A 13,188-nucleotide genomic window follows, 5' to 3' on the forward strand; every position below is an offset into this window, starting at 1 on the left:
ATCATAAATCGCCATAGCAAGTTGAAAGCGAATGATTTCTTTGTCTATTAACAGACCCTAGTGTTTTAGCTTATTTTGAAAAATAGTTAATTATTTTTAATATTGATTGAACTAATAGCAAACAAGGCACTCTTACTTAGCAAGATACTTATCCCCCTTAGTGTTTTATTGTTTATGTTTCATGTTCTTTGCGTTTACTTGCTTGCAAGTAAACGCTTTTTTTTTGCCTAAAATTTAAGTGAATCAGGTAAACTTGAATTATCTAAAACTAACAGCGCGATATTATGATTAATTTAAATATGAATTTTGCTCAGCGTATCGTGATAGATACTCAGCAACTGCCTTGGCAGGAAAGCCCAATGGCCGGTGTTCTACGCAAACCACTAGCTAGAGAAGATGCCGAGAGAGGCCATGCAACGAGCATCGTTAAATATCAAGCTGGCGCGAGCTTTGCCAAGCACTTCCATCCTTTAGGTGAAGAAATTTTGGTGTTAGACGGGGTTTTTTCAGATGAGCACGGTGATTATGGTAAAGGTTGCTATCTTCGAAACCCCGATGGCTCATCACATGCGCCCTTTAGTAAAAATGGTTGCCTGTTGTTGGTAAAATTGCATCAGTTTCAAACGAGTGACCAGCAACAAATAATGATTAATACGCAACAGCAACCATGGCTTGCAGGGCAAGGCAACTTAAAGGTTATGCCTTTGCATCAACATTTAACCGAGTCTACTGCATTAGTATTTTGGCCAAAAGGCGAAAAATTTAAACCTCATACCCATTTTGGCGGTGAAGAAATATACGTGATTAGTGGTGAGTTTATTGATGAACATGGTCGCTATCCACAAGGTACTTGGTTGCGAAATCCACACTTAAGTCAGCATCATCCTTATGTTGAACAGGATACAATTATCTGGGTTAAAACTGGCCATTTATAAATAAAAAGCATATTAAATTTAATCTTAATATTTTTATTTTAGTTGCTTTCATTTTTTGTCTTATTGGCTGTTGTTAATTTTTATATAAATATCTTCCAAATCAATAGTTAGTGAATATAACCTTAATTTATAATCTTATTTCTTAAAAAACTATTTTTTCAATTTATTGCACTTTCATTTAAAAAAATCATATATCCACAGTTTTTTTCTGGTTAATTTGAATATTGTCTACTAAGTTTTATTGATGCAAAAGGTGGTTGTTTTTTCATCACCTCAAGATAAGAATAAAACTGGTTTAAGGATAAAGGATGGTGGCAATACTTAGTTCAATAAGTTGTTCAGTGCTGCTACTGATCTATTCTTTTTTCACACGAGTCTACACATTTATAAAGCTCCTTCGTTGCTGTAATTTTTTAGCAACCGCTAACATCAATCGATCACAATACTTTGTTAACTATCTAATAGTGCTAATTAAATACTGGCATAAAAAAATAATGATTAAGGAAAGTTTATCATGGCACAGCATGTAGAATGTACACGCCCTAAAAAAATGGGCTTTCTATTTAAAAATGTTTTTGTTGTTTCGCTTCTCAGTCTTTTTCTTAATGGTTGTGGTGATAGCACTTCACCGCCAGCACCTAATCCGCCTGTTCAAAATACCACACACTCCGTTGGTGGTAATGTTACCGGTTTAGCCGGCTCAGGCTTGGTTTTACAAAATAATGGCGCCGACGATTTAGCTGTTATGGCAGACGGTGCAGTAACGTTTGCAAGTGAAATTGACGATAGCGCTGCTTATGCGGTGACTGTTAGTGCTCAGCCAACGTCGCCGTCGCAAACCTGTTCTGTCGATATGGGTTCTGGTACCATTTCAGGTGCTGATGTTTCCAATGTTGCCATAAGTTGTGTAACAGATACCTTCACCGTTGGCGGCAGTGTTACTGGGCTTTCGGGAGCTGGGCTTACCTTACAAAATAATGCCGGTGATGATCTTGCTATTTCAGCAGATGGTGATTTTACTTTTGCAACGGAAGTTGAAGATGAAGGCGCATATGCGATTACTGTCAGTGCACAACCTTCAACGCCTGCGCAAACATGTACGGTTGAGATGGGCGCTGGCACAATAGCGAATGCTAATGTGACTGATGCTGCAATAAGGTGTGTTACAGACACGTTAACCTTAGTGGGCGCAGCGGTTGATGGCCCTGTTGCTAATGCTGATGTTAGGATTTATCGTTTAGATACCAGTATGGCCAATTTAAGAGGTCAATTACTTGATGAAGGGATAACAGATGCTCAAGCAAACTTTTCTGGCTTAGATGTACCGGTTGATGAAACCGGTCCGTTTGTCATTGTTGTTACGTCCAATGAAAATACCGTTGATTTAAATTCAGGTAACCCACCAATTATTGCTGAAATGACCACTATATTGACCGCTGATGGCATTAGTGAGCCAGTATATGCAACGCCATTAACCACAATGGCTGTCGCGTTGACAACAGCAAAAGCCGATGATGACGGCACAGTTACCGAAGAAGAATTTCTCAATGGTTTAGATGAAAGTGCTAACGAAGTTGTTGCCGCACTAGGTTTTGGTATGTCAGATGATATTGATATTTTTGCGACACCTCCTTTAGTCACTGATAGTTCAGATACGGCGGAAGAATTAGCTGATGTCGCTGACTACCGCACGGCAATTTCGGGTATGGCCGCTGTTATTTTTCAAATTGAGCAAAATGATCAGGGCGACTCAGACACGGGTGATATTTTATCCGGCCTTGCGGATGATTTAAGTGATGGTGAAATTGATGGTAGTAATAGTGAAAATGAACAAGTAGATGATTATGCCAGTGAAGATGCGATAGTTATCGTTGAAACCGACCCATCACAGCTAACCATTCCGGGAACTGATAGTACCGTTGATGATGTTGAGCAATTACTTGCTGATGAAACAGAAGATACCGGTACGCAAACCGATACTACTGATTTAAGTGATGGCACGATTGATAGCGACGCACAAGCGGCTAGTGTAAGCACTGACCGCGATGAAGACGGCGTGTTAAACGGTGAAGATGCTTTCCCTGATGATCCTAACGAAAGTGCTGATGCGGACATGGATGGTGTTGGTGATAATGCCGACCCTGACGATGATAATGACGGTGTTAATGATGACAATGATGCCTTTAAAAATGATCCTACCGAAACGGTTGATTCAGATGGTGACGGTACGGGTAATAATGCCGATACGGACGATGACAATGATGGCGTATTAGATGTTGATGATGACTTCCCATTAGATGCTTCAAAAAGTAATGCTACCGATGTTGATGACGATGGTTGGCCAACGGATCAAGATGCCGACGATACTAACCCAAATAATCCGGGCGTAGCCTTTGTTGATACTGACGGTGATGGTGTCGGTAATACTACAGATACCGATGACGATAACGATGGCGTGCCAGATGTTGATGATGATTTACCAACTGATGCTACTGAAAGTTCAGACCTTGATGGTGACGGTATTGGCGATAACAAAGATGATGATATTGACGGTGACGGCGTAGCCAATAATACCGGTGGCGACGATGTAGTTAATAGCCAAGATAACATTGCCCCAGATGGCGATGCGTTCCCATACGATAGCGCTGAAAGCTCAGATCTTGATGGCGATGGTGTGGGTGATAATGCCGATGCTGATGCCGATGGTGATGGTTTAGCCGATATCAATGATCCTGATCCAACCAAAAAAGATACTGATGGTGATGGTGTTAAAGATGGCGCCGATGCATTCCCTGATGATTCAACGGAAACCTTAGATTCAGACAGTGATGGTGTCGGTAATAACTCTGACAATTGTCCTGCGATGCCTAATCAAAACCAGCTCGATACAGACCAAGATGGCTTAGGTAATGTATGTGATCCAGATGATGATAATGACGGTGTATTAGATGGTGATGATGACTTTCCACTTGATGAAAATGCCTTTGAAGCAACTGATAGTGATGGCGACGGTTGGCCAGTAGGTCAAGATCCCGATGATACCGACGCTAATGTGCCTGAAATTGATTATGTTGATACCGATGGCGATGGCGCAGCTGACAACGGTGGTTTAGCACCAGATGGTGACGATGATGATGACGGTGTCGATGATGCTTTAGATGAATTTCCATTAGATGATAGTGAGTTTAATGACGCTGACGATGATGGCACTGGTGATAATGCCGATACTGATGACGACAATGACAATACGCCAGATGTGGACGACGCTTTTCCAAATGATGCAGGAGAATCAAGCGATTCAGACATGGATGGTATTGGTGACAATAGCGACAACTGTCCGTTAGTCTCAGGCCCGCAAACGAATACTGATAATGATGACCTTGGTGATGTGTGTGATCCTGATGATGACAATGACCAAGTTGTAGATGCTGATGATGCCTTCCCGTTAAACCCTGAAGAGTCAGTTGATACCGACGGTGATGGTATTGGTAACAATGAAGATAGCGACGATGACCAAGATGGCTTAACTGATGCAGAAGAAGCAGAGCTAGGCACTAATCCGTTATTAAGTGATACCGATGGCGACTCAATTAATGACGGTGATGATAACTGCCGCTTAATAAGTAATGTTGACCAAACAGACTCTGACCAAGATGGTGTTGGTAATGTTTGTGATGATCCCGCTGACGTTTCAGGATTTTACTTACTCGATTTCTCTGTCACAACGGCTTCGATAACAACAGCAAGTGATGACTGGGATGACTTTGCCGCGGATGAATGCGACAACATGGAAGATGATCTTGGCAGTGAAATTGTCTTAATCAAACAAAATGGCGCTGAAATAAAGCTACTATTTGCTGATGATGACTTCTCAATTGAAGATGGTGATTTTGGTTCAATAACCACTTTCGGTCAAATTAACCTTGCTGGTGAAGATATTGAGGAATTAGCAGACGGCAGTGGTACGGTTGAGTTTAGTTTTGACGCAACCTTCGAACTTGCCCCTGATACTGGGGTAATTAGCGGCGTAGCTAATGATTATGTTGGTGTTGAAAGCGGCGACCAAATGGTGGTGGAATGTAGCGCTGAATTAGCTGTTACCTTAACGCCAATGGAAGAAGGTAGTCTTAATGACATTCTAGACAATACAGGTACTGACGGTGGTTTTGCTTCACTAGAAAGTGATGAGGTGTGGGATCAAACACGTCAAGCTCATATCTTTGAATTTAAATATGACATTTTCAATGATACTGGTGCAACCGTAGGTGAATGGGATGGTGACGAAGAGCTATGGCAAGAGTTTAGCGATGATGAACTTCGCTTTAATTTAGGTAGTGCTGGTTGGGCTTCACCAGTATCCGCACCACGGATTGAATTAGTCGAAGGAAATATCAGTGACGTTATTGATGAGGACGCCGATGGTAATGCCTTAAGAACCTCACGAGTTGAAGGTTATGGTATTAATATTACCGGCAAAACCTTTGGTTTCTTGGTTGATGACGACTGGCTTGATCATGGCGGCTTAGATGTCACGACAACTTTCGAACATGATAATGCTAAGGCATTGGCGGTTAAAATAGTGAATCAAAATACCGTATATGAAGTTGGCTGTGGTGGTGAAGATTTTTGGCAAACTGGCTTGAGCTGTGATAATTGGACGCCGTCTGATTGGACATTGCCTATTTTTGACAATGCGCCTGTTTTAGCCACCAACTTCTCAGACAAATTGTTTGCTAACGGCAGTGAAATGACAGTTTTCCATCAAGGTGTTTTAGTTGCCCGTGGCGTTGATGAAAATGTGTGGGCATTCTTTACAGGTAATGATACCTCTGGCGCTGAAGGTAGTAGCGGCGTAGTCGATTACTATACAGTGCGCAATGACGGGCAAATTAATCTATTGCTCGACTTTGATGATAATGATGTGACTGGTGAATGGGAGATCATTGACCCATTAGGCAATGACAGCGATTTATTAATGATGTTTGAAATACCAGAGTTTGTTAAATGGCATTTTGATTATTCTTTTGAATCTGCACAGTTATTCTTAGCAATTGTCGAAGACCCTGCTGACGGTGTTGGTTATGTGCGTATTGGCGAGGTAATGGAAGCGGGCCATTACACTATAGAGTCAGGGTTAAACGTACCTGCACTCGAGCAAGTCACCGAAAATTTCTCGTACTTATTACCGCCAATTATTGATAGTGACGGTGATGGCGTATTAGATGAAGATGATGCCTTCCCTGATGATCCAAATGAGCAACATGACTTTGATGGTGACCAAATTGGTGATAATGCCGACCCTGATGATGACAATGACGGTACCAATGACGATGAAGATGCCTTCCCGTATGACGCAAATGAGCAATTTGATTCTGACTCTGATGGCGTAGGTGATAACGCAGATGCCTTCCCGTTTGATGATAGCGAGCAGTATGACTTTGATGGTGACCAAATTGGTGATAATGCTGACCCTGATGATGATAACGATGGCGTTTTAGATGAAGATGATGCTGATCCGTTTGACCCGAGCGTTGGTATGGCATCAGATCTTGATGGCGACGGTATTGCCGATAAAGATGACAACTGTAAAGTTATCGCCAATGAAGACCAGCTAGATACAGACCAAGATGGCTTAGGCGATGTTTGTGACATGGTTGTGCCTGATATGACCGGACTGTATCTAACAACCTTTACCCCTAACGACGGTAGTGAGCTACTAAATGAAGCCGGTGATGCCTGTGAAGCAGATACACAAGAGGTCTTCTTCTTAGATGTTCATATGATAGGTAACCAAGTCTTTATGGTTGACTCAGATGATGATGAAGACAGCGGCGTATATGGTGTAATGCAAGCTGATGGTAGCTTTACCGTGCAGAGTGAATCAGAATCGTTTGTTGTCGAAAATGCAACTTTTAGTGACCTAACGGGTAACTTTAGCTTTGATTTTACCGAGTCGGAAAGTAACGATGATGAAACGGTAACCTGTAATTCAGCTGGCGTAATTGTTGGCGTTAGTCCAACAGATGAAAGTGAGCAAGCAATTTTATCGGTAGGAATAACTTGGTTTGAAAGCGATTCATTTGATTCTAATGGTGATGGGCAAGATGATGAATTTGACTTTGAATACGGCACCATTTCTGAAGGCAGTGTCGAAACGTTATTTGCTTGGGATTTTGATGTTGCTGATGATTGGGTTGATATTTCAGATGAAGTGGTCGATGCCAGTATCTTTTTAACCGACAGTGGCTTTGTTGTTGCTGATGATCTCTTTACCATTACCGGTTATGCCGATGGCACTGAAATTGGCATTATTCAACAAACCAGTGAAGGTGTTGCTGTTGCGACTAATATTGAGCACATCGAACTGACAAGCTTTGACTTCTCTGGTTTGCCAATTGGCGCAGCACTGGATGAAAACTGGTTTATTGGCCTTGCTGAAGATGCTGTTTTTAGCGAAGGTGCTAAAATGCTTATTGCTACGATAACCGCGCAAGTTGAAACCTATAGTTTCTGGTGTGATAACGACTTTGATGATTGGTTTGAAGATAATCTAGCGTGTGACAATGTTGTCGCTATACGCTGGGAAGAAACAGAACCGGGCTCAGGAAACTATGATCCTGTGCCTGCTACCTCACTTGATGATGTCATTAATACACCAGCATCGCTTATCAATGATCGTGTTGGCGGTATGTGGGTCGGAGACGGCGACAGCTCTTCAGGTGGCTATCATATTCAAGCTTATTTTGTTTCTGATGACGGTACCGTTGACGGTGATAACTTTGAAGTTGTTTACATTAAACACGTTGGCGGCGAAGAGCATGAGCTTGCGCGTGGAGTTCCTACACAAATAACCATAGGTACCATTGATGTACTTGGTTTTGATATTCCTGACAGTGTCTCTGGATTAGTTGAGTTAGACGAAGATGAGCACCATCGTATTCTTTTTGTTGAAAGTGAACTAGAAGGTAGTCCATATGTCAGACAAGGGGATAAAACAGAAGTAGGTACCACATTTAAAGACCCTGTATTTAATTCTGTTGCAGCGGCAGATATTATTGACGGTTTTGCCCCAGGTGGCCCGTAATAGTGGATTGCCTTATTTTTGATAAATCTAAATGAGATCTAAAAAAGTAAAGGGCGCTTAGCGCCCTTTTTAATGCATCAAATTTAATAAAAAAGGTAGTAGGAAATTTAGAGTTTTCTGTAAATATGAAGGCTTAGTTTTGTTTACTAATCACTTTAGTTTTGAGAGAACCTTGGTGTAATTGCAACGTTAATTCATCACCTTCAGTCACTTGCTTGGTTGACTTGATAATCGTGTGGTTAGCATCTCGTGCAATACTGTAGCCACGGGCGATGGTCGCTAGCGGACTTACCATGTGAAGCTGCTCAACTAAGTGCGCAAAATCTTGTTGTTTTTGCGAAACCAGTTGCTGGGCATTATGTTCGAGTCTTTGCGTTAATTGCTTAAGTTGTTTGTTTTTATCAGCTAAGCTCTTTTCAGGTGAACATAAGGTTAATCGTGCTTTTAGCTGAGTAGGTTTAATGGTAAAACGTTGCAGCTCACGCTTTATTGCGTATTGCAGTCTGTTTTCAAGCTCGTCAGCTTTTTGTTGCTGAACTTGTAATTTTTGCTCGGGATGAACTTGCGATAAACGATGAGCTAAAGCAAGATAGCGCTGACGGCTTAACTGAGCGACTTGTTGCTGGTTGACTAACAAACGCTTCGTTAAATGGGCGATTTTATCACTTAATTCGGTAACTTCATCTGACACTAATTCAGCTGCGGCTGACGGCGTTGCGGCGCGAACATCAGCAACATAATCGCTTAGTGTGGTATCTATTTCGTGACCAACCGCGCTAATAATAGGTAACTGGCTTTGATAAATGGCATTCACAACCGACTCTTCATTAAAACACCATAAATCTTCTAATGAACCGCCGCCTCGGCCAACAATTAAAACGTCACACTCGTTACGCTCATTGGCAAGACGTATCGCAGCAACAATATCCGCTGTTGCCGCTTCCCCCTGCACTAAACTTGGGTAAATAATCGCTTTAATGGTTGGGTTTCTACGTTTTAATACACTCAGTATATCTTTTACTGCTGCGCCCGTAGGAGAGGTAACGATACCAACTGTTTTAATGTGTTTAGGCAGTATTTGTTTATGAGCTTGGCCAAATAATCCTTGGGCATTTAATTTTTGCTTTAGTTGATCATATTGTTGGCGTAGTAAGCCTTCGCCAGCATCTTCCATTTGTTCAATGATTAACTGAAAATCGCCGCGAGGTTCGTACAAAGAAACCCGGGCGCGAACTAAAACTTGTTGGCCGTTTCTGGGAGAAATTCGAACGCGTCGATTGTTGCCTTTAAACATTGCGCAACGTACTTGTGACTTACTGTCTTTTAAGGATAAATACCAATGGCCCGAACTAGCCGCGATAAAGTTGGATATTTCACCACATAACCATACCGTATTTAGCTCACTTTCTAAGATAAAACGTACTTTTTTAGTGAGTTCACTTACTTGTAAAATATGCTGTTGGCTCATAGTTAACGGGGAATTAATCGTCTACGCGGTTGAAGTTATTGTGTATTATATATAGGTTTGCGTTAAAAAATCGCTTTAAATTTTTCTTTTTAGCAATTATTTTAAAATTTAAGTTTACCTTGAATGCCAAAACGGTTAAAATTCTGCCGCAATATTTCCTCCTATTAACTTCTTTTAGTGAGATGTTGTGATGCTAAGAATTGCCCAAGAAGCTTTGACTTTTGATGATGTTCTACTGGTACCTGCCCATTCTACGGTACTTCCTCATACTGCCGATTTAAAAACCAAACTAACCCGTAAAATTGACTTAAATGTGCCAATGATTTCTGCGTCGATGGACACAGTAACCGAAGCGCGTTTAGCGATCACCTTAGCGCAAGAAGGCGGTGTTGGTTTTATTCATAAAAACATGACCATTGCCGAACAAGCGCAAAACGTGTCTAAAGTTAAAAAATATGAAAGTGGTATTGTGACAGACCCTGTGACGGTTAGCCCAGAACTTTCAATTATGGATACTATGAAGCTTGCTGATACTGTTGGTTTTTCTGGTTTCCCTGTTGTTGATAGTACTAATAACCTAGTTGGTATTATTACGGGTCGTGACTTACGTTTTGAAACAGACTTAACTAAGCCGGTATCGGCGTTAATGACTAAAAAAGAAAAGTTAGTTACCGTAAAAGCGGGTGCACAACGTGAAGAGATTTTAGGTTTAATGCACGAACACCGCATTGAAAAAATCTTAATGGTTGATGATGCGTTTAAACTGAAAGGCTTGATCACGGTAAAAGATTACCAAAAAGCCGAAAGCAAACCAAACGCTTGTAAAGACGAATTAGGTCGTTTACGTGTTGGCGCTGCTGTTGGTGTTGGCGCAGGAACCGATGAGCGCATTGACGCCTTAGTTGCTGCTGGTGTTGACGTATTATTAATTGATACCTCACACGGCCATTCTCAAGGGGTTATTGATCGCGTGAAAGAAACCCGTGATAAATACCCTGATTTACAAATTATTGCCGGTAACGTAGCAACAGCTTCTGGCGCAAAAGCCTTAGCTGATGTTGGCGTTGATGCGGTGAAAGTAGGTATTGGCCCAGGTTCAATTTGTACAACTCGTATCGTAACAGGTGTTGGTGTACCGCAATTAACCGCGATTTCAAATGCCGTTGAAGGCTTAAAAGGTACCGGCATTCCAGTCATTGCTGATGGCGGTATTCGTTTCTCTGGTGATATTGCTAAAGCACTTGTTGCTGGTGCGCACTGCGTAATGGTTGGCAGCATGTTAGCCGGTACTGAAGAATCTCCGGGTGAAGTTGAACTTTACCAAGGTCGTTACTACAAGTCATACCGCGGTATGGGCTCACTAGGTGCGATGGATCAAAAAGAAGGCTCAAGTGACCGTTACTTCCAAAAAACTGATGGAGAAGCCGACAAATTAGTACCAGAAGGTATTGAAGGTCGTGTTGCTTATAAAGGCCCTGTTGCGGCAATTATTCATCAGCAAATGGGCGGCTTACGTTCATCAATGGGCTTAACTGGCTCTAAAGATATTGAAACCATGCGTACTAAGCCGGAGTTTATGAAAATTACGTCAGCAGGTATGGGTGAGTCGCACGTACATGACGTGACCATCACAAAAGAAGCTCCTAACTATCGTATGGGCTAGTTTTACTTGGTATTTTTGACGATAACGGCATCAGAAGTGCTCATTGACTAGCGTCAACTCCGCGCTTCTTCTTTTTTATCGTACAAAACTACTTTGTAAAACACTCATCTCTTTTTATTAAAGAGATACAAATTTAACACCCTGATCTAACGTTAAGGTCAGGGTGTTGTTATTTATAAAAAGTATCAACATTGATGCTTCACTTTAAAAGCAGGAATAAACAACATGAGCAAAGACATTCATGATTCACGAGTACTGATCTTAGATTTTGGTTCTCAATACACGCAGCTTATTGCCCGTCGTGTTCGTGAAATTGGCGTATATTGTGAGCTTTGGGCTTGGGATGTTACCGAAGAGCAAATTAAAGAATTTAACCCAACGGGTATTATTTTAGCCGGCGGTCCAGAAAGTGTAACCGAGCAAGACTCACCACGTGCACCTGAGTATGTATTTTCTGCTGGCGTGCCGGTATTAGGTGTTTGTTACGGTATGCAAACCATGGCTGAGCAACTTGGCGGTGGCGTTGAAAGCTCTGAGCACAAAGAATTTGGTTATGCTGCTGTTGAAGTGATTGGCGAGTCAGCGTTATTTAAAAACATTGAAGACAGCATTGGCGCTAACGGTAATGCTTTATTAGATGTATGGATGAGCCATGGCGATAAAGTATCAGCCATTCCTGAAGGCTTTAAAACCATCGCGCAAACGCCAAGCTGTCAATATGCCGCAATGGCGAACGAAGAGAAAAAATTCTACGGCGTGCAATTTCACCCAGAAGTGACTCATACTAAACAAGGTTTACGTATTTTAGAGCACTTTGTTGTTGATATTTGTCAGTGTGAAAAGTTATGGACGTCAGCATCAATTATTGAAGATGCCATCGCTAAAATGAAAAAACAAGTCGGCGACGACGAAGTTATTTTAGGTCTTTCAGGTGGTGTTGACTCATCAGTAGTGGCTATGCTGTTACACCGCGCAATAGGCGATAAACTGACTTGTGTATTTGTTGATAACGGTTTACTTCGCTTAAACGAAGGCCAGCAAGTGATGGATATGTTTGGCGATCACTTTGGTTTAAACATTATCAAAATTGACGCGGAAGACCGTTTCTTAGACCGCTTAGCGGGTGAAAACGATCCAGAGAAAAAGCGTAAAATCATTGGTAATGTTTTTGTTGATGTTTTCGAAGAAGAGTCGAAAAAATTAGAAAATGCCAAGTGGTTAGCGCAAGGGACTATTTATCCTGACGTGATCGAATCAGCGGCGTCAAAAACCGGTAAAGCCCATGTCATTAAATCACACCACAACGTTGGTGGTTTGCCTGATTACATGCAGCTTGGTTTAGTTGAACCACTGCGTGAACTGTTTAAAGATGAAGTACGTAAAATTGGTTTAGAGCTAGGTTTACCGTACGACATGTTATACCGTCACCCATTCCCAGGTCCTGGTTTAGGTGTGCGTGTATTAGGCGAAGTGAAAAAAGAATATTGTGACCTTTTACGTCGCGCTGATGCGATTTTCATTGAAGAACTGCACAAGCATGAGCTTTACCATAAAGTGAGCCAAGCGTTTACCGTATTCTTACCAGTACGCTCAGTAGGTGTTATGGGCGATGGCCGTAAATATGATTGGGTAGTGAGCTTACGTGCTGTTGAAACGATCGACTTTATGACCGCGATTTGGGCACCATTACCGTACGATTTCTTAGGGTTAGTGTCTAACCGTATTATTAATGAAATTGATGGTATTTCGCGCGTGGTTTACGATATCAGCGGCAAGCCGCCAGCGACCATCGAGTGGGAATAATATTATTTTTAGCTGGTTAGAATACCAAAATTCGGCGTTGAAAGTGCTCACCTAGTAAACTAGGCTCCGCGCTTTCGCCTTGAATTTTAAACATTCTTCCTGCGCTAACAATCAATATTCAAAAATATTTTAAACCTCAACGTTGCAAAACCTTGAGGTTTTCTTTTATTAACGACAACAGGAAGCTCAATCTAGTTGGAGTTTTAGTGGTTCGACAGGCTCACCATAAACGGTA

General features: G+C 41.7%; 5 protein-coding genes. 4 read left to right on the plus strand and 1 reads right to left on the minus strand.

The genetic code is table 11. The features are described from left to right. Positions 1 to 284: 284 nt before the first annotated feature. Positions 285 to 935 carry a cupin domain-containing protein gene (locus ACRRSQ_RS19755; RefSeq protein WP_440877501.1) on the plus strand — a complete coding sequence of 217 codons (651 nt, stop codon included), beginning with the start codon at positions 285 to 287 and terminating at the stop codon, positions 933 to 935. A gap of 514 nt (positions 936 to 1,449) precedes the next feature. Continuing rightward, entirely contained in the window at positions 1,450 to 8,019 is a 6,570-nt protein-coding gene (locus ACRRSQ_RS19760) for a hypothetical protein (RefSeq protein WP_440877502.1), read from the plus strand. A 133-nt stretch (positions 8,020 to 8,152) separates the two neighbouring features. Here the strand turns inward: ACRRSQ_RS19760 and xseA are convergent, their stop codons facing one another. Next, positions 8,153 to 9,487, minus strand: a complete 1,335-nt coding sequence (xseA, locus tag ACRRSQ_RS19765; protein ID WP_440877503.1) for an exodeoxyribonuclease VII large subunit — start codon at positions 9,485 to 9,487, stop codon at positions 8,153 to 8,155. A gap of 190 nt (positions 9,488 to 9,677) precedes the next feature. Between xseA and guaB the strand changes: the two genes are divergently transcribed. Both guaB and guaA read left to right on the plus strand, forming a co-directional pair. Beyond that, on the plus strand, positions 9,678 to 11,150 hold the full coding sequence (gene guaB, locus ACRRSQ_RS19770) for an IMP dehydrogenase (RefSeq protein WP_440877532.1): 1,473 nt from the start codon (positions 9,678 to 9,680) through the stop codon (positions 11,148 to 11,150). A gap of 225 nt (positions 11,151 to 11,375) precedes the next feature. Next, the gene (gene guaA / locus ACRRSQ_RS19775; protein WP_440877504.1) at positions 11,376 to 12,953 is read left to right on the plus strand and encodes a glutamine-hydrolyzing GMP synthase; all 1,578 of its coding nucleotides are present in this window, start codon (positions 11,376 to 11,378) and stop codon (positions 12,951 to 12,953) included. Positions 12,954 to 13,188 lie beyond the last annotated feature (235 nt).

The organism is Thalassotalea sp. PLHSN55, from assembly GCF_052030545.1.
Lineage (GTDB): Bacteria > Pseudomonadota > Gammaproteobacteria > Enterobacterales > Alteromonadaceae > CANMXU01.